This window comes from Acinetobacter haemolyticus, from assembly GCF_003323815.1.
GTDB classification, from domain to species: Bacteria; Pseudomonadota; Gammaproteobacteria; order Pseudomonadales; family Moraxellaceae; genus Acinetobacter; species Acinetobacter haemolyticus.
In genome coordinates this window covers 1,343,590-1,363,047 of sequence record NZ_CP030880.1, presented here as the reverse complement: position 1 = coordinate 1,363,047, position 19,458 = coordinate 1,343,590, and the positions used below count along the sequence as shown (strand labels likewise).

General features: G+C 39.1%; 13 protein-coding genes and 1 pseudogene. 4 read left to right on the top strand and 10 right to left on the bottom strand.

The genetic code is table 11. The features are described from left to right. Nucleotides 1-28 precede the first annotated feature (28 nt). From DS737_RS06140 to efp, 6 genes are all read right to left on the bottom strand, one after another. On the bottom strand, nt 29-2,020 hold the full coding sequence (locus DS737_RS06140; RefSeq protein ID WP_113997054.1) for a transglutaminase family protein: 1,992 nt from the start codon (nt 2,018-2,020) through the stop codon (nt 29-31). A 4-nt stretch (nt 2,021-2,024) separates the two neighbouring features. Next, on the bottom strand, nt 2,025-2,942 hold the full coding sequence (locus DS737_RS06135) for a DUF58 domain-containing protein (RefSeq protein ID WP_113997053.1): 918 nt from the start codon (nt 2,940-2,942) through the stop codon (nt 2,025-2,027). Between the two features lie 14 nt (nt 2,943-2,956). Then, a complete protein-coding gene (locus DS737_RS06130; RefSeq protein WP_113997052.1) occupies nt 2,957-3,916 on the bottom strand; it encodes an AAA family ATPase in 960 nt (319 codons plus the stop codon). An 81-nt stretch (nt 3,917-3,997) separates the two neighbouring features. Next, a complete protein-coding gene (locus DS737_RS06125) occupies nt 3,998-4,300 on the bottom strand; it encodes a YbdD/YjiX family protein (protein WP_008941998.1) in 303 nt (100 codons plus the stop codon). Then, nucleotides 4,287-6,401: a carbon starvation CstA family protein gene (locus DS737_RS06120; protein WP_004639620.1), complete on the bottom strand. Its 2,115-nt coding sequence runs from the start codon at nt 6,399-6,401 to the stop codon at nt 4,287-4,289. Before DS737_RS06120 ends, DS737_RS06125 begins: the two co-directional genes overlap by 14 nt. A 180-nt stretch (nt 6,402-6,581) precedes the next feature. Further along, entirely contained in the window at nt 6,582-7,151 is a 570-nt protein-coding gene (gene efp, locus DS737_RS06115) for an elongation factor P (RefSeq protein ID WP_004639622.1), read from the bottom strand. A 354-nt stretch (nt 7,152-7,505) separates the two neighbouring features. Here efp and epmB point away from each other — a divergent pair, with 354 nt between their 5' ends. The 3 genes from epmB to DS737_RS06100 are packed head-to-tail and all read left to right on the top strand — an operon-like array spanning nt 7,506 to nt 12,365. Beyond that, complete coding sequence (gene epmB, locus DS737_RS06110; RefSeq protein ID WP_113997051.1) at nt 7,506-8,522, top strand: EF-P beta-lysylation protein EpmB; 1,017 nt, start codon at nt 7,506-7,508, stop codon at nt 8,520-8,522. Between the two features lie 13 nt (nt 8,523-8,535). Further along, nucleotides 8,536-10,290 carry a hypothetical protein gene (locus tag DS737_RS06105; protein ID WP_008941999.1) on the top strand — a complete coding sequence of 585 codons (1,755 nt, stop codon included), beginning with the start codon at nt 8,536-8,538 and terminating at the stop codon, nt 10,288-10,290. Beyond that, nucleotides 10,272-12,365: an EAL domain-containing protein gene (locus tag DS737_RS06100; protein ID WP_017395546.1), complete on the top strand. Its 2,094-nt coding sequence runs from the start codon at nt 10,272-10,274 to the stop codon at nt 12,363-12,365. Before DS737_RS06105 ends, DS737_RS06100 begins: the two co-directional genes overlap by 19 nt. Before the next feature lie 110 nt (nt 12,366-12,475). Here DS737_RS06100 and rpmE read toward each other — a convergent pair whose 3' ends face one another. The 4 genes and pseudogenes from rpmE to DS737_RS06080 all read right to left on the bottom strand — a co-directional run bounded on the left by rpmE (nt 12,476) and on the right by DS737_RS06080 (nt 16,606). Continuing rightward, complete coding sequence (gene rpmE, locus DS737_RS06095) at nt 12,476-12,700, bottom strand: 50S ribosomal protein L31 (protein ID WP_113997050.1); 225 nt, start codon at nt 12,698-12,700, stop codon at nt 12,476-12,478. A gap of 199 nt (nt 12,701-12,899) precedes the next feature. Continuing rightward, on the bottom strand, nt 12,900-13,868 hold the full coding sequence (locus DS737_RS06090) for a bile acid:sodium symporter family protein (RefSeq protein ID WP_113997049.1): 969 nt from the start codon (nt 13,866-13,868) through the stop codon (nt 12,900-12,902). A gap of 139 nt (nt 13,869-14,007) precedes the next feature. Then, nucleotides 14,008-14,409, bottom strand: coding sequence for a lactoylglutathione lyase (gene gloA / locus DS737_RS06085; RefSeq protein WP_004639634.1), 402 nt, complete (start codon nt 14,407-14,409; stop codon nt 14,008-14,010). A gap of 2 nt (nt 14,410-14,411) precedes the next feature. Further along, nucleotides 14,412-16,606 (bottom strand): annotated as a pseudogene (locus DS737_RS06080) (AmpG family muropeptide MFS transporter). A gap of 170 nt (nt 16,607-16,776) precedes the next feature. Between DS737_RS06080 and DS737_RS06075 the strand changes: the two are divergent. Then, nucleotides 16,777-19,410 carry a Lon protease family protein gene (locus DS737_RS06075; RefSeq protein WP_113997047.1) on the top strand — a complete coding sequence of 878 codons (2,634 nt, stop codon included), beginning with the start codon at nt 16,777-16,779 and terminating at the stop codon, nt 19,408-19,410. The last annotated feature ends 48 nt before the right edge of the window (nt 19,411-19,458 follow it).

The following is a 19,458-nucleotide window of genomic DNA, read 5'->3' as shown; positions in this document are numbered from 1 at the left end:
AAAGTATGATATGCATTTTTCAGACTGATCACAAGTTTTTTTGAGCCTGTTTGATTGCAATCGCACAGTCTTTAAGCAACTTCTTAAATTGCGCAAGATCTTTAGCATTGCCCTGCTCCAAAAATACGATTTTCTGATACAACACAACCACTTGTTCAAAAGCCTCATGATTTTCAAGATCAGCCGATAAACGTTGTATCCAAACCTGAAATGTCTCAGCGGGCATTTTCTGCATATGCTTGGGAACAGTTTTTTGAAATTTTAAAATCATTCGGTGGTATGGTGCTTGCTGTTGATTTCGTTGCCACAATGAGAAAAATATATAAAGAATTAATATTCCTGCTACGCCACAAATCAACATGACAACGTAACCATAAGTCGTATCTAATCCTATTTTAGATAACCAGTTTTTCTGTTTATCAACATCATAGCCGACAACTTTACTTTGCCATTGATAACCCAGATAATCGCTCCAAATACGGACATTCTTCAAAAATTTAAATTGTTGCATCTGCCAAGCTTTGGTCTGCTGATCTCCCCAGATCCGCTGATCCTGAGTTAAATAATCTTGCATACTGGTGTCGAAGCGTTCTGGTGCGATGATTGCCGTTGGGTCTACCCGTTGCCACCATCCATCCAGATACACCTCACTCCATGCATGTGCATCTAGCTGACGAACTTCCCAACTTTTTCCATCAAGAGCACGTTGTCCACCTTGGTAGCCTGTGACAACTCGCGCAGGAATACCCACATAACGCATCAACATGACGAAACTCGATGCATAATGCTCACAGAAACCTGTTCGACTAGAAAATAAGAATTGGTCGATGCGATTTCCGCTCAATGTACCGGGGGTTAAAGTATAAACAAAGCCATTTTGCCTATACCACGTCAATACTGCTCGAACGTATCGTTCAGGATGACGCTGACTCTGTTCAAACAATTCATTTGCTAATTCTTGCGCCTTTTTATCCAAATCCTCATTAAATCGAGTATTTAACTCAAATTGTTGGGCTGATAAAACACGGCGCTCTGCATTTGTGCGACCTAACCATTGCATTTGTATAGGTTGGTTACGTTTGATCAATTTAATTGGGCGAATACTATCATCGTGATAGAGCTGTAAATATCTTTCTTGCGGAATAGAATATTCCAAACCCATAATCCAGTTACTTTGCTCGTCTGCGGGTAAATATTGATATTCCACACGGCGTGAACTGTTAGGTATCCCTCTTATCTGTTGATTAACATAACTACTGGTCCAAGTTACACCATCATATTCATCCAGAACTAAAGCACGCCAATACAATTCTTGTCGTGTTGGAAACTGCTGCATATCTGCAACAATTCGAAAAGCCAACGCTGTAGACTGCGATAAACGTGCAATATCCCCAGGTGACATACGATCACTGATACCTGTTATCGCTTGGTCATTTTGAATCGGAATCGCCCAAAGTGGCGGAAGTCGAGGAAAGAAAATGAATAACAAAATAAAAAATGGTGTGGCAATGCCAATGAATTTAAAAATTTGTTTAGCATCTTGCTTTAACTGATTTGAACATAATCTATTTTGGTTAAACAAACCCGTTTGAATACGATATAACCCCATCAAACATATGACAAATGTTACGAGGACAATCAAAGCCATCCAAAATGCTTGGCTATGTAACAGCAAGCTTGCAGCTACAAATAAAGCAAAATTAAATACAATCAATAAATCACGTGTTGTTTTCGCTTCCAAACTTTTGGCAAATAAACACGTACTTAATAGAGCAACGCCGGGTTCCACCCCCAGCAAGCTTTTATAATGGAAATAAATTAGACCAAATGAGATGGCAATAAACTCAAGGAGGATAAGTTTAGATATCGGTGTTAAATCCTGCTTGTGATAACGCCACAACATTAATAGCCATACAATTCCCCAAAAACCGCTCAAGGTGACAGGAATAAAAGCCAGCTGTCCAATCAAGATACAAATCAATGCGGTCAAAACAGAAAAATAATTTTGCTTTGTCATCATGTCATTACGCCTGTGCCAACAAGCGTTTTGCTTGGATCAATTGCGTATTCCCCTGACCTCTATCCAAACGTATATGCGGCAAAATCACGGCATAATCATCACCATACTGCTCACACTGTTCGATCAACCCCATCATAAAGCTCAGCTTTTCTTCATGGTTCTGTGTTTGAATATGCTGATAATCAATTTCTAAATACTGTTGTGTTGCTTGTGCCTCAAACATTTTAATAAAAAATCCTTGCCCTCTAGCCACCTGTTTCCATGCAACATTTTGGTAAGAATCCCCATGCTGAAATGCTCTTAGCTCACGAAATTCATCTAAACGATCATGCGCAGCACTCGGCTGATTTTTATGTTCTTTTTGCCATTCATAAGCTTTGGGAGCAATCCAAACTTTTTCCATTAAATTTAAATATGTCCATGCACGCACCAATCCCAAAGGATAAGTCGAATAAATTTTAATTGCATCAAACTGATAAATGCCGCGCTGTTGTGGAAAAAATGCCAACTCAATACTCTGCTGAGTTTGATTTAAATAAAGAATCTGTTGCTGTTGTTGCCATTGGATTTGCAGATATCGATTCGTCTTTGCAGGTTGCTTAAAATTTAGTTTCAGTATTAAAACCTGACCGACTTGCCCCACCTCTGCCGTTATTAGCTCAACATGCAGACCATGTAATTGTTTAAAAGTGAGATAAAAACTAATGCATAAAATTGCACTCATTAAAAAACAAAGACCCAAAATCAGGTTATTTGCATAGTTAATGCCTGCAATAAAGGTAATCAGAATAAGAACGATATATAGAAGACCATGAGTATGAATAAATACCAAAACATCCTTTTGCAAGAAGGTTTTACTTTGTTCCACCTGAAATCGCTTTGATACCCACTGTTGTAGTCTGCGCTTTAATCTGTTCTGCATGTGTTCATTCTCGACTACAACACATTAACCGATTGCAAAATCCTTTCCACTTCTGCTTCTGACACCCCTAAACGATGCGTTACCACAGCAACAAATACAGCCTGCACATCGTCTGTACTCACAAAACTACGCCCCTCTACTAATGCATATGCTTGTGATGCAGCTTTCAAAGCCAGTACGCCACGCGTAGACAGTCCATGCGGTTGTTTTCTTGTTTCAGCAGCAAGATCTAAAATATATGTTAAAACAGCTTCACTAAGATAAACCTGCTGCGCAAGTTCACGTAACTGCAAAATATCGGTTTGATCAAAAACCGCATCTAATTGATGAATCAGCAATTGTCTTGAACTTTGCTGTAATAACAATTTTTCAGCCTGACGAGATGGATAGCCCAAAGATAAACGCATCAGGAAACGATCCAATTGCGATTCAGGCAAAGCATAAGTCCCACTTTGAAACAGTGGATTTTGAGTGGCCAAGACCCAAAAAGGTTGTGGCAATTCGTAATTGATACCATCAACCGTGACTGCGCCCTCTTCCATTGCTTCCAACAGCGCACTTTGCGTTTTGGGACTACAACGATTGATTTCATCACCCAACAATATCTGGGTAAAAACAGGTCCTTTTTTAAACTCAAAAACGTGTTCTTTTTGATTAAAAAGATTAATACCAATCACATCACTGGCTAACATGTCATTGGTAAATTGAATACGTTGAAAATGCAGACCTGCTAGCCGTGCTAAAGCACTCGCCAATGTAGTCTTCCCCAATCCCGGTAAATCTTCAAATAGCACATGACCACCTGCCAATAAGCAAGTCAGTGCCAATTTGGTTTGTTGTGGCTTATCAAGAATCAGTTGATTCACTTCAACTAAAAAACGTTCGATTTTAGTGCCATAGCCCTGAATATCTTGTTTTATTTTTTGATGTTGCTGCATATGATCTTGAGCTGAAACTTTTTCCAGACCCCACATTATTCTATCTCCCCAAAAATAAAACAGTGCATGATTCAACATACACTGTTTTATAATTTTTTCAAAGAAATCAAATAATTTCTAGCAAGGACATTTTTTCATGTTTCCCGAACTTGGGTAACGTGCATCGACACAATGACGATAAAACGTTTTTGCATCCATAGGGGTCAGATCTGGATGATGTGTTTTCATATGCTGCAAATACGTTTCATAGTCAGGCACACCCACCATCAAGCGAAAGCTTTGCTGCAAACGTTGCCACAACACTGCGATCCGAGACCAATTTCGTGGGGATAACAGTAATTGTTTTTGCGACATGATCGTAAATTTAATGATCTTTACGATGATCGAACCGCTTTTACGCGCAATCTTAAACTCCATCATGACCTCCTTTCAGACTATTTGCAGTCATTGGGGTTTCAGTAAATACAGCTGGCGCTTCTTTTGCTGTTGGCGTTGGGCTTGCCAAGGCTCTACGAACTGCACCAATTGATGCAATAATCATAACCACAGCAACAATCATAAAGAAGGCGCATAGTGCAGCATTGATTTGATTCGACAATACAATGGTTTGCATTTCAGCGATCGATTTTGCTGGTGCGAGAACTTCACCACGGGCGATCGCATCTGAAAAACGATTGGCTTGAGCAAGGAAACCAATTTTGGGATTATCGTGAAAAATCTTTTGCCAACCTGCAGTCATTGAGGTGATGACAAGGAAAATCGTTGGAATGATCGTCACCCAAACATATTTTTCCTTTTTCATCTTAAACAAAATCACCGTACCCAGAATCAATGCCATTGAAGCGAGGATTTGGTTACCGATACCAAACAATGGCCATAAGGAGTTAATCCCACCGAGAGGATCAACCACCCCTTGGTAAACGAAATACCCCCATCCTGCAACAGCGACAAAAGTACCGATCAGATTTCCAACAAATGAACTTGAGTTTTTCACTGCTGGTACAACGATACCCACTGTATCTTGAACCATAAAACGACAAGCACGAGTTCCAGCATCTACTGCTGTTAAGATGAATAGAGCTTCAAATAAAATCGCGAAGTGATACCAAAATGCCATCATCGAGCGATTATTGAAAATTTCTGAAATAATGTGCGCCATACCAATTGCAAATGTCGGTGCACCACCCGTACGAGATAAAACAGAATTTTCACCCACTTCTTGGGCCAAAACAGTCAACATTTCAGGCGTGACCACAAAGCCTAGATTGCGTACGGCCTCCGCAGCAGATTCGACACTTGTACCCAATACCGCAGCTGGTGCATTAATCGCAAAATAGATACCTGGATCTAAAACTGTGGCGCAAATCATTGCCATGATGCCGACAAAAGACTCCATCAACATACCACCATAACCAATCATGCGAATATTGACTTCGTTATCAACCAGTTTTGGGGTTGTTCCTGAAGAAACCAAAGCATGGAAACCAGAGATCGCACCACAAGCAATGGTAATAAATAAGAAAGGAAATAAACTTCCTGAAAAGACAGGTCCCGTACCATCAATAAAATGTGTTACCGCAGGCATCTTCAGTTCAGGCATTGCAAATAAGATACCAACGGCCAGACCCGCAATCACACCAATTTTAAGAAAGGTCGAGAGATAATCACGTGGCGCTAGTAACAACCAAACGGGCAACACAGAGGCAATAAAACCATAAATAATCAGTCCCCATGTGAGTTGCGTTCCAGTTAAGGTGAAAAACTCACCCCAATAAGGATGTTTTGCAACATCACCACCAAATACAATGGCAGCCATCATCAGGACAAAGCCGATAATTGAAACCTCTGCAATTTTCCCTGGGCGCAGATAACGCATATAAATGCCCATGAACAGAGCAATTGGAATAGTTGCTGCAATACTAAATACGCCCCATGGACTTTCAGCGAGGGCTTTGACTACAACTAAAGCCAGTACTGCAAGAATAATCACCATCACGCCTAGCGTACCCAGCATCACGATCACACCTGCAAAGGTACCCAATTCCTGTTTTGCCATTTCACCCAATGAGCGACCATCTCGACGTGTTGAGATAAACAAAACAAGGAAATCTTGTACCGCACCAGCAATCACAACACCAACCAAAAGCCATATCGTTCCTGGTAAGTAACCCATTTGAGCGGCTAAAATTGGACCGACTAAAGGACCAGCTCCAGCAATTGCAGCAAAATGGTGTCCAAACAACACATATTTATTGGTTGGGACATAATCCAAACCATCATTTAAGCGATGCGCTGGGGTCAATCGCTTGGGATTTAATTCAAAAACCTTGTTGGCAATAAATAAACTGTAGAACCGATAAGCAATGCTATACACACAGACTGCAGCGAGCACTAGCCAAACTGCATTGACATGTTCACCTCGACTCACTGCAAGTATCCCAAATGAGATCGCACCTACAATGGCAACCAAACTCCATAAGAGCTTAGAGGGAAGTGATGATTTTGTTTGTGTTGTTTCCATTCAGAACCTCTCAAATACATAACTTTTCGTTAGCTGTTACATGGCTTTCCATACCTATATTTTCTCTTCGGAAATATCTTCGTAAGTTTATCGTTTTTAAAAGTTGATTTATCTAATACTTTGGCATAAAAAAGGGATGATTTTTATCATCCCTTTCGATCATCGCATATTTAGAAACAATTATGCACGTTCTAAATAATCACCAGTACGAGTGTCTACGCGAACGCTTTCTTCTTGTTGTACGAATAATGGAACACGTACAACAGCACCTGTTTCAAGTTTCGCAGGCTTACCGCCACCACCTGAAGTATCACCACGTACACCCGGATCAGTTTCAACGATTTTAAGCACAACAAAGTTTGGTGGGCTAACCGTTAAAGGTACACCGTTGAACAACATAATTGTACATTTTTCATTTGAATCATCTTTTAACCATTTCGCAGCATCACCCATCGCTGTTTTATCAGCAGCGATTTGCTCGAAAGTGACAGGATCCATGAAGTTCCACATTTCACCATCGTTGTAAAGGTAATCCATTTCAACTTCTACAATATCAGCAGCTTCTAAAGAATCACCTGATTTAAAAGTTTTTTCTAATACTTTACCAGAGCGAAGGTTACGCAATTTTACGCGGTTAAATGCCTGACCCTTACCTGGTTTTACATATTCATTTTCCATGATTGAACATGGGTTTCCATCAAGCATAACCTTAAGGCCAGCTTTAAAATCATTTGTAGAATAATAGGCCATGAAAGGCGCACTCCAAACTTAAAAATCAAATCTTATGGGCTTGTTTAACGTTCATATTTGGTTGCGACAGAGGAGATTTTTTCGACGATACAAGGCATGGATGGTGAAATTTAGTTATTCTAAATGAACCATACATAACGCAGTAGCGACAAAAAGTCTCCCTGTCCCGTAGGGTTATGGCTAAAACTTCCTCATACTTCGTTATGAAACTTGGCAAGGGAATAGCCATTCCCTGCGTTTCACGCCTCGCATGATTAAATTTTAACCGATAACGCAATTCATATATGAACGTTAAACAAGCCCCAATGCTAGACTAAGCAAACAGCTGCGGCTAACACTATTTTAACGTATGGCATGATAAACTATTTACATCAAGAGCAAAACTGGCAATCACAACTCAGTGACCTAATTACTGATCCTTTAGAGCTGTTAAATCTGCTTAAGTTATCTACCGATCAACTATTATCAGGGGCAATCCTCGCCTCTGAACAGTTTAAATTGCGTGTCCCACGTGCATTCGTCGGAAAAATGAGCATTGGTGATCCACTTGATCCCCTATTACTGCAAGTTCTACCGCATCATCTTGAACTGGAAGAACATCCCGAGTTTGTAACCGACCCTTTAGGCGAAGAAGCAGCCAATCAAATGGCTGGTGTTTTGCATAAATACCAATCTCGGTTTTTACTAACATTAACAGGTGCATGTGCGATTCATTGTCGCTATTGTTTTCGTCGTCATTTCCCCTATCAAGAAAACTTACCGAAAAACGATGATTGGAAAAATATAAAGCACTATATTGAACAAAATCCTCTCATCAATGAGGTAATTTTAAGTGGTGGCGATCCACTGACGCTGAACAATCGAAAAATTTCATTATGGTTAGAACGCCTAGCATCTCTCCCTCAAATTAAGATATTGAGAATTCATTCACGTGTTCCCATTGTTATTCCAAACCGCGTCGATGAAGAGCTGATTTCTATATTAAAAAACAGTAGGCTACGCATTATAGTAGTGGTACACTCAAATCACGCAGCTGAGCTTGATGATTTCACCTGCTCTAAGTTATTACAGTTATCATTACATCACATTACCGTGCTAAATCAGGCGGTTTTGCTCAAAGGTGTGAATGATTCTGCAAAAACTTTGACTGAGTTGAGTAACCGTTTATTTGATGCACGAGTAATGCCTTATTACTTACATGTTTTGGATAAAGTAAAAGGTGCTCAACATTTTGATCTAAGGTCTTCAGAGATAGACCATATATACAGTGATGTATTAGCAAGTTTGCCAGGCTATTTAGTGCCTAAACTTGTGAGGGAAATTGCGGGCGAAAAAAATAAAACACCGCTTTTTGGGGTTCAAACGTTCTGAGATTGATAACACAATGATGAATAATGCTTTTTCGGATATTTTTCAAATTCCAACTGTCTTAAGACGGGACAAACTCAGCTTTTGTGATACCAATACCAAAAGTTTAAATGAGTGGATTTCTAATCTATCGATTATGCAATTGGGTGATACATCAAAAGCCCTATTTGCCGCATTATTAGAACTCAGTGAGTTAGAGTGCTCTGAAACTTTACGTTTTGACTTGGTTCAAGTATTACATCCAACAATTGAAAATGTTCTAGGCAGTTTAGAGAAAAACTTTTTCAATCAAGGTGTGATTAGTTCTGATCGAAATGAACACATAATTGAGCTTGCGATGTTGTTAAGATGCTACTTCGCAGCAGTTTATATCAATATTGTCCGTCGCAGTAATGACCAACTTGATCAGCAAAAATTTTCGATTTTTGCATTGAGTCAAAAGAAGAACTTACAAACTGCGCGTACACTTGCGACCTTCCAAGCATTACAACAGTTGACTCAATTATTGTATCAACAGCATATGCTCTATAGTGAACCTGTTGCAGGACAATGGTTAATCGCTCATCAACTTTACGATGCCGCCGTTACACACAAATACCATCATAGTAATTTGGAGCAAGTTTTAGGCACACCTAATCCCTTGAGTACAATATCTCAGGCTTATGCTCAATTGATTCTGATGGATATTTTCAACACCAATCAAATTCGCCAATCTGAAATACAAGCTTTATTCCAATGTAGCTTTGATTGGGCAAAAATGGTTCAAGTTCTCTCTAAAGAAACTGAGTTAACCAAATATGTGATTGATACCAGTAAAGATCACCCACCCATTTATAATAAGAAACAAAGTTCTGGCTTTTTGCCTAATGTTTTTATCAGCACACATTCTTTATTAGATCATGTTACCGCTACACTGCATAAAAACCCTGAATATGTCTCTAAAAACGAGAAAATTTATTTAACACCTGCTTTAAAATTTCATGTGCAAACTATTTTAGGAACCATTGCCGAACGTCGCCATGAACGTTATGAATACAATGCTCAGCTACACATTTGTTTTGGTTTGCTCACCGCACATTTTTATTTATCAAAAGCAAAAAACTTTGCTGAAACTTTATTCTTAGAGCATAGCTATAATTTACAAAATGAATCACGCTTTATGTCCTCTTGGGATAAGAAAAATACAACTGAAAATCAAGAGTCTGCGATTCAACGCTTAAACCGCGAAAGTAAAACCGTTCATCAAGCCGATATACTCGATATTAGTGTCAACGGTTATCGTATTAAATGGTCAGGTGAAGCCCCTAAAAATTTAAGAACAGGAGAATACATCTTAGTTAAAGAAACATCACATGGGCATTGGCGCGGTGGTGTGATTCGTTGGCTGAAACAATCGACCGAGAAAAGCTTGGAACTCGGTTTAGAGGTTTTAGCACAAGAGATTTTCCCTTGTGCTGTTCGTATTCAAGCAGATCGACATATTAGTAATTATCACCCAGCGCTTTTATTAAAAAATCAAAATTTGGATGAAACCAAAACGACTTTAATATTACCAGGTTCACAAATTTTTCGAGAACACCAAGCTGTTCATTTAAGATTGGGGAAAGAGGAAGTAAAAGTGTATCTATTAAACGCACAATTAATCACCCAAAGTTTTGTTCAATTTGACTTTGAACTACTGAATGACGAAGAACAACCGGTTCTTCGCAAATTTATGGCACAAAGAAATATGGACAAAATTGATCAAGATTTATGGGAAGCATTAAAGTGAGAAATTCTTTACTCTCTAAAAAACTAAAACGGACTGAAACACGCTTATTGATTATTGATGATAACCAATTACGTTATAATCAAATTTTAGCTTTATTTTCGGCTCAAGATCATCAAGTCCAAGCGACTTTATTAGATGATCTAAAAACATTTGAAAAGCAGTTAAATTTACCTTGGGATATTGTGATTTTTGGACGTGCTTACGATTTAAAAATTGAACAAACCCTCTCTCTTATTCAAGCTTCGACTCAACCGAGCCTCCCAGTTTTATTACTTGAACCCGAAGATTTCAAAGCAGATCAATATCAGTCCTATATTCATAAAGGAATTTATGACGTATTAAATCTAGAATCATCTGAAAAGTTTTATATCCATATTGTTCGAGCACTTTCTTACAGTCGCTTGGTTCAAGGTGAACATCGCTTACTCAGCGAACTAGAAGCAGCTCAAACACAAGCGCAATCACTTGTCGCTGAAAGCCATAAAGCTGTAGCCATGCTTCAAGAAGGCATACATATCAGTGTAAATGCTGAATATGCGAATCTTTTTGGTTTTGAAAGTGCAGATGATCTGGTTGGTCTACCCATTCTTGATGTATTACAACCAGAAGACCTAGCCCAGTTTAAATTACGATTTAAAAAGATTTCACAAGGTCAATTTGATCAAGCGCGTTTTGAACTTCGTACTCAAAATCCAACGATTCAAAACAATCCATTACAAGTTGAATTTTTACCTTCAGGCAATGAAGATGAAATACAACTCAATATTGAATGTGGAACTGCTATTCAACCTGCAATCGTTGCCAATACCGCATCGAATAGCACAGAGAAAAGTTCAAACTTATTTAATGCATTACAACAAATTAATCGCCAGATGCTGAATCATCCAGCCAATGACAATGCCTTGGTTTTGTTTAGCTTGAATAGCTTTCCAAATGAGGTGTTTCAAAAAGACTGGCGGGGCGCAAAAGCATATTTTTCTAGCATTCCTAACTTTATTAAAGAGCAGGTCAACGCCCCTGTCTATCAAATAGATACAGGTGTCTATGCGGGCTTATTTCAAGCTGAATCAAAAGCAGTTTTAAACTCATTATTGATCAGTCTGAACAACCTACAAAAACCCCAACTCCTCGCAACTGAACAATCTACATTTCCATTACATCTAAAATTAGGCTATTGCGAACTTAACAAGCAAATTCCTGATGAAGCTCATTTTGAGCAAATTATTTCTAAGGCATTCCTAAAATCACTGCCAGTCATCAATACGCCAAAAATTGATGCCAATATTGGTATAACCACGGAACACATTCCAAAGCAAGTTCAGTTGAGTTTATTACAAGATCTGAAACAAAAACTGGAAGCAGGTGATATCCATTTAAAATATCAGCAAACCTATGATAAACAGGATCAATATACGCATACTTATGAAGTTTCTAGCGGCTTTATACATAATAACCAATGGCAAGAAATCAGTGATCTTTCAGATTTAAAAGATGATCCTGAGTTATCAGTTCAATTGGATCGTTGGATCTTAGTCGAAGCGTGTAAACAACTGCATAACTTCATTACGCAATATCCAAAAGCAAAATTGATTATTAATCTAAATCATCACATTTTGCTGAATGATAAGAAGTTACCTGAACTGGTTGCAAAGCTACTTACGATCATTGGTAGCAAACAGGCTCATCCTATTATCTTACAATTCTCCGAACAAGCACTCCAACAAAATCTATCTCAAGCACAACCTCAAATCGCATTGTTACGTCAACATGGTGCTGAAGTTGCTATTCGTGGTTTTGGTAATTCTCTTTATAGCGACACGATCCTACAGCAAATCGATACGCAATATATTAGTTTTCATCCCAACCTTTCAAAGATGCTTTCTTCTGAGAAAGATATGGCCAACTTACAAGAGAAAGTTCTACATTTCATTGCACAGAAACCAATTGAAATATTCTTGACCGAATTGAACGATATGAATTTATTTGCCAATGCTTGGAATGTTGAAACACGCTTTCTGCAAGGAAATTACTTCCAGAAAAAACTCGATCGTCTAACAGATGTGCAAGATCAATAGAAAATCCTTCTCTACACAACTTGAAATGCTCCTCATCCTTTATTAAATGGGTGAGGAACTCAGTAGGCATAAAAAAACGGGCATAAAGCCCGTTTTTTGTTTTCTTGATATTAACGTTTGATAGAACGTGACATACCAGAAAAACGTTGTTTGAATTTGTCGATACGACCGCCAGTATCCACATTCTTTTGTTTACCAGTGTAGAATGGGTGGCAAGCAGAACATACATCTAGATAAAGTGTATCTTTACCTAAAGCAGATTTAGTTTCGATAACGTTACCACATGAACAAGTAGCAACTAAAGTTTCGTATTTTGGATGAATATCGGCGCGCATGCTCGATGCTCCTAATAGTAAGAAAGGCTTAAGCTGTTATCGCAATTGATCACTCTCAAAATATGAGGAAGGCAAAGTGTTCTAAACTTGCAGACCAACACGACAACAGACCATTTCTTTTGACCCACCGAGACCCTAAAAGTCAGAGCAAAGCCAACAAGTGGCGAGCATTATACGCCAATAAATCAAATTTAGCGAATTATTCTTGTGTTGATTTTGACCAACGATTTGCAATTACACCACATACCATTAACTGGATCTGATGAAAAATCATGATCGGTAAAACAATCATCCCCAATGGTTGCCCAATAAATAAAATCTGCGCCATCGGCACACCGCTCGCCAAGGTTTTCTTTGAACTACAAAAGAAAATCGTAACCTGATCAGCTCGATTAAATCCAAACCATTTCGGGACATAAAAAGCCAGTAGCATCACAATGGTCAATAACACTGAGCAAGCAATGATAAGGTAAAGTAAAGTTATACCACTGACCTGCTGCCACAATCCTGCAACGACAGCACTACTAAATGCGCCATAGACCACCATTAAGATCGACCCTTGATCAAATGCTTTAACTATACTCGGCACTTTGACCATATATGGATAAATATAAGGACGTAATATCTGCCCGAGAATAAATGGGACTAATAATAGCAAGGTAATTTGTATAATTGATTTGGTAGGGTCAAAACCATGTTGACTCTGCCCTAGAATAAAAAAACTAACCAAAATCGGGGTAATAAACATCCCGATAATATTAGAAAAAGATGCACTACACACCGCACCAGCAACATTACCTTTAGCCATTGAAGTAAAGGCGATCGAAGACTGTACTGTTGATGGCAAGAAGCACATAAACAAAAAGCCCCAATACAATTGTTGCCCCAATAATGGTTCTAAAACAGGTTTAGCCATCAAACCAAGTACAGGGAAAATTAAGAAGGTAAAGGCAAAGACCAAGGCATGCATTTTCCAATGTAGCATTCCCTCCATCACAGCTTCGCGTGATAATTTTGCACCATGTAAAAAGAAAAGTATTGCGATAGCGACTATGGTTAGGATATTGAAATAAGATGCTATTTGACCTGAAACGGGTAAAAATGTTGCAAGTACAACCATCGCCACCAAGAGAAGTGTAAAGCGATCCAATGCCAAAATTTTGAACATAACTTATTCCTATTCACCCATTAATTATGATAAAGCCCAATATGATATTGTTGACCATTTGATCGACACATCATACTGGGCTATATAAATAATACTAGCGCTTTTAAATGAGAAATCTTCAGCTTAAGATGAATTCAAATTAGTTATTACGAGCATTTTGATCCTGTTGAATGAGTTCAATTTTATAACCATCAGGGTCTTCAACAAAAGCGATAACCGTTACACCGCCCTTCATTGGTCCAGCTTCACGCACAACTTTACCACCACGCGCCTTGATCTCTTCACATGCTTTGTAAGCATCTTCAACACCAATCGCAATATGACCGTAGCCATTGCCTAAATCATAACTGCTGGTATCCCAGTTATGGGTTAACTCAAGTACGGTATTATTTTCTTCATCACCATAGCCAACAAAAGCAAGGGTAAAACGCCCCTCTTCATAATCACGTTGACGTAGCAATTTCATACCAAGTACCTCAGTGTAGAACTTTAAAGATTGTTCTAAATTACCTACTCGTAACATCGTATGTAACATGCGCATCGTTATTCACCTGTCTGCTGTTGTGTTGTTTGATTTTCATGATCACGTAATAATTTCGCGACCCAAACCACTAAAATTAAAATCGGAATACCAATTAAAGTCGTCATTAAAAAGAAATTCGGATAGCCCATATTGCTCACCATCGTACCCGAATAACCACCTAATAATTTGGGGGTTAAAGTCATTAATGAGCTAAAAATAGCATATTGAACCGCTGTAAAAGAGACACTGGTTAAACTCGATAAAAATGCAATGAATGCAGCACCAGCCAAACCTGCCGCAAGATTATCCACGATGATCGCGAAATATAGCCATAGCGAGCTGTATTGCTTGATCACTTTACCTGATAGCTCTGTATTACCTTGCTCATCTGGACTAATTGGGGCAATTGGCTGAATATCAACATCTAAAGTTGTCGCAACTGGAGTTGCTGACTCAACATAATACTGTCGCGTTGCGACGAAACTTTGTTCGCCAGAATTTTTCAAATTTGCGATTGCAGTGATCGTTTTGCTGGTTGACGATTGTAGTATTTGTCCACTAATCACACCACTAAATAGGCCATGCTGATCAACTTTAGCGATGAACTCTTGACCATCTAACTTCAATACAACAGGTCGTTCAACATCTAACTGATCGGCATCAATACCTGCCAACTGTCCTTTAATCACCAAACTCTGCTTTAATTCATTGATGTTAAGATGATCGTCATGACTAATCGGTAGCAATTGAATTTGAGGCTGTTGTGTTGCGATTAAATATGGCAATTCTAGTTGAATTTTAGACTCAACTTGGTTTTTGAATTGTGCAGCTACTTGCACCGAATCCGCCTGTACGAGTGCCTGTGTAGGCACATGGACTTTCCAATAACCGACTTCATCTGTTTCCGCTTGATAAGAATGTTGCCCAACCTGAATCTGAACCTGATCCAATGGCTTTCCAGATTTTACTAAACCAATAAAAATTAGATTTGTCGAACTTGCAAGTACCGCACCGATAAACATTAATTTCATAATGTTCATCCGTTGTGCAAGCAAGCCGCCTAAAAAGCCACCGAGTAAACTAAATAGTACGCCATATACTTTCACGGCTTCCGCTATTTGCTCTTTACTGAAATTCAGATCCTGATAGAACACATTGGAAATCACACCAGCAATAATATCGGATACGCGGAAGAAGCCGATCAACAGCAATAAAACTAATGCGAGTTTTACACCATAACGCTTAAAGAAATCTAGAATAGGCGCGACCCATGTTTCTTTTGCCATTTCTTGATTTACAACACCCATTTTAACAAGACTAAAGCCAATAAAAATAGCGGTTGCTGTCGCTGTCAAAAACCGCAGTGCTTCTAAACCAAAAAGTGCGGCAGTATCTTTAATCGCGGTTGCTTGAATCAATGCTTGTGTTAAATGACCAGAGTAAATATACGTCACTACAAAAGTTGTGACTGCTAGAAAAAATACCAATACCAAGCGGTAGTAATCAGTCTTCTTATAATCTTTATAGACACGATCAACTTTCGGTTCACGAACAACCAGTGTGGTAATAATCCCGACGACCATAACAGCCGCCATGGTCAAATAAGTATATTTCCATGCTTCGTATATATAATTACCTTTTGCTGTACCCAAATAGGCAGCTAAGAATAAAGCTCCAGCACCCGCGACAATCATCCCAATGCGATAACCTGCATTATAAGTTGACGCTAAAATGGTTTGCATTTCAGTTTCTGCTAGTTCAATACGATAAGCATCAATAACGATATCTTGGGTCGCAGCAGAAAAGCCCAATAAAACTGCACCAGCAGCCATTTGTACTAAATAACTTCGACCCAATGAAGGATCTGAAAATGCCATTATACAAATCGCACAGATAATCAAACACTGAGCAATTAATAACCATGCTCGACGACGCCCAAGCGCTCTGGTTAGAAATGGTACAGGTAGCTCATCGATCAACGGCGCCCATACAAATTTAAAAGAATAACCTAATGCCGCCCAACTAAAAAAAGTGACTGCTGTTTTATCGATTCCAGCCTCACCTAGCCATAAAGATAAGCTTGAAAAAATCAATAAAATTGGTATCCCTGCGGAGAAACCAAGAAATAACATAATCAGAGCGCGGCGGTCTAAAAATGCTTTAAATGCAGATGCCCACCCAGAGGCTTGTGTCGTCATTGCTTATTATTTTCCATGAACATGCGAGAATCTGCCTATTCAATCGTTTCTTGTCCTTGCTTGCAAGTTGCTTTATGCAACCATTGTTTTGTTTTGTCGATAAAAAACACAAGTTCGCTTGATCTTTGAGGTTAAACCCGTATAACGTTAATGACTTACATTTCGTTTTATTTGTTGGATAGCAACAGTGACCCAAAAACTTGATCAAATGACTGCAACAACTTTATCTTTAACACCAACAAACACGATTACAGCAAATATCACTGCAATTCCAAGTGCCTTTGAACAAGCAGATATACAAGCAACACTCACAAAAACAGCACTAAAAGCAAATCAGCTTACACATATTCCCGACTTGGCTAAAATCCCAAGCTCGACTAAACGGATCAAACCGCTCAATAATTTTTTAGGGCAAGATCGCGCTCGGGCGTCAGTAGAGGCAGGTATCTCCTTGCCTTATTCGGGCTATAACATATTCGCAGTAGGAACGGCTGGTCTAGGCAAACGCACGATGATTAAACGTCTATTGCAACAGCATGCCAAAACCATGCAAACACCTGATGATTGGGTATATGTCAATAATTTCAAAAATCCAAGACAACCGATCGCCTTGCGTTTTCCAGCAGGACAAGGTTCAAAATTTCAAAATGCATTACAACAGACATGGCAAATTATCTTAAAACAGCTAGAACGTCGATTTAGTGCAGAAAGCTATCACAATCGCATCGAACGCATACGTCAAGCCACAGGTGAAGTACAACAACAAGCTTTAGCAGAACTAACAAAAGAAGGTGAAGGGCTCGACTTAAAATTAGTTTCTAGAAATGATAAGCATGTCTTTATTCCGATGTTACTTAAAGATGATGAGTATCATGAATTAACCCAACAAGACCTCAGTACGCTGAGTAGTAAAGAAAGATCTGATATTTCTTCCAATATTCGTTATATGGAGAAAAAACTTGAACGCTTAGGTCTTCATCTTGGTGATTTAGAAGATGATGCACGCGACCAAGTCTCCAGTTTAAATCGCGATATTGCCTCTCAGGTCGTAATGCCTCGTATTGAATCTATTCTAAATAGAAATAAAGAGGTCAAAGGTCTCGAATTATATTTAAAGCATTATGCTGAAGACATCATCGAAAATGTTGAATTAATTTTAGAACAAGAAGAGGATGACTTTACCCCTGCTTTGTTTAATCGCGTACCAGCTCGCTATCAAGCCAATGTCATCATTGCAAACAAACCAAATAGCGGCGCACCTGTCATTTTTGAAGACTTTCCAACCCACTACAATCTACTTGGACATGTCGAACAACTCACGCACAACGGAACGATTACGACTGATTTCACCCTAATTCGTCCAGGTTCCTTACATCGTGCGAATGGTGGTTTTTTGATGCTCGAAGCAGAGCAACTACTTGAACAACCATATGCATGGCAAGGCTTAAAGCGCGCATTAAAGTCAGGCCATCTAAAACTATCATCTTTAGAACATATGCTAACGTTGACGGGTAGTATTTCGATTGAACCCGCATCAGTACCATTGGAAATCAAAGTAGTCTTATTAGCTGAACCTGAGATTTATTATGAAATTTTAGAGGTAGAACCAGAGCTAGGCAGCGTCTTTAAAATACGTGCTGATTTCACTGATACATTACAACGTAATGACAGCAATGAACAAGCATATATGCAACTGATTGCTGACTACGTACAAGCAGATAAACTGTTACCATTTGATCGTTCAGCACTTGCTGCATTGCTAACAGACTCAAGTCGTCAAGCCGAGGATCAAAGCTCCTTATCCTTACATGCCTCTACGTTGGGTGATTTAATTCGCGAAGCACATCATCATGCATTTAAAGCAGACGACAAAATTGTTACGCATGATCATGTTAATCAAGCATTACACCATCGCCAATATCGTTTAGGCTATTTACGCGAATTGTATTGGCAAGATTTATCTCGCGGTACACAACTGATCGAAACATCTGGACATCGTCTAGGACAAATCAATGCGCTTTCAGTGATTCATTATGCTGATGTAGAGTTTGGTTTACCTTCTCGTCTAACAGCGTCTGTCTACCAAGGTGGCGGCGATATTCTCGATATCGAGCGAAGTGTAGAACTTGGTGGTTCTTTACATGCCAAGGGTGTGTTATTGATGTCAAGCTTCCTTAAAGCACACTTTGGCCGAGAGCAAATCCTGCACTTCTCTGCTGCTTTAGCCTTTGAGCAAAGCTACGGACAGGTGGATGGTGACAGTGCCACCGTTGCTGAGTTATCTGCATTAATTTCTGCAATCTGCCAAATCCCAATCGACCAATCATGGGCAATTACAGGTTCAATGAATCAATTGGGTCAAGTCCAACCAATTGGAGGCGTCAATGCTAAAATTGAAGGCTTCTATGATGCTTGTAAACTTCAAGGATTAACAGGCAAGCAAGGTGTGATTATTCCACGCCAGAATATGCAACACCTCATGTTACGCCAAGATGTGATTGAAGCTGTAGAAGCTGGACAGTTCCATGTGCATGCGATTGATACAATTGATCAAGCATTAGAAATTCTGATGGCTCGACCAGTAGGAACACTCGATAAAAAAGGTCGATATAGTAAAAATTCCATCTATGCCGCAGTTATGGAGCAACTGGAATATTGGCAAGCAATTGAAGATGGCGAAGCTGTCGAAGATGATGAACCTAAGAAAAAGAAAAAGCGTAAAAAAACCAAGAAAGACCAAACCGAGTCTAAATCTGTGGATGAAACAGTTGAAGTAAAATCACTTAAGTCTCATGCTAAAGTAAAAGCTAGACGCAAATAAGTAAGAAAGCCATGTTTCCAAGGAAACATGGCTTTTAAAATTTAGAGC

What these genes read in the sequence shown, in the direction of transcription:
- DS737_RS06140 (WP_113997054.1), bottom strand. Translation starts at nt 2,020, where the DNA reads ATGATGACAAAGCAAAATTATTTTTCTGTTTTGACCGCATTGATTTGT.
- DS737_RS06135 (WP_113997053.1), bottom strand. Translation starts at nt 2,942, where the DNA reads ATGCAGAACAGATTAAAGCGCAGACTACAACAGTGGGTATCAAAGCGA.
- DS737_RS06130 (WP_113997052.1), bottom strand. Translation starts at nt 3,916, where the DNA reads ATGTGGGGTCTGGAAAAAGTTTCAGCTCAAGATCATATGCAGCAACAT.
- DS737_RS06125 (WP_008941998.1), bottom strand. Translation starts at nt 4,300, where the DNA reads ATGATGGAGTTTAAGATTGCGCGTAAAAGCGGTTCGATCATCGTAAAG.
- DS737_RS06120 (WP_004639620.1), bottom strand. Translation starts at nt 6,401, where the DNA reads ATGGAAACAACACAAACAAAATCATCACTTCCCTCTAAGCTCTTATGG.
- efp (WP_004639622.1), bottom strand. Translation starts at nt 7,151, where the DNA reads ATGGCCTATTATTCTACAAATGATTTTAAAGCTGGCCTTAAGGTTATG.
- epmB (WP_113997051.1), top strand. Translation starts at nt 7,506, where the DNA reads ATGATAAACTATTTACATCAAGAGCAAAACTGGCAATCACAACTCAGT.
- DS737_RS06105 (WP_008941999.1), top strand. Translation starts at nt 8,536, where the DNA reads ATGATGAATAATGCTTTTTCGGATATTTTTCAAATTCCAACTGTCTTA.
- DS737_RS06100 (WP_017395546.1), top strand. Translation starts at nt 10,272, where the DNA reads ATGGGAAGCATTAAAGTGAGAAATTCTTTACTCTCTAAAAAACTAAAA.
- rpmE (WP_113997050.1), bottom strand. Translation starts at nt 12,700, where the DNA reads ATGCGCGCCGATATTCATCCAAAATACGAAACTTTAGTTGCTACTTGT.
- DS737_RS06090 (WP_113997049.1), bottom strand. Translation starts at nt 13,868, where the DNA reads ATGTTCAAAATTTTGGCATTGGATCGCTTTACACTTCTCTTGGTGGCG.
- gloA (WP_004639634.1), bottom strand. Translation starts at nt 14,409, where the DNA reads ATGCGCATGTTACATACGATGTTACGAGTAGGTAATTTAGAACAATCT.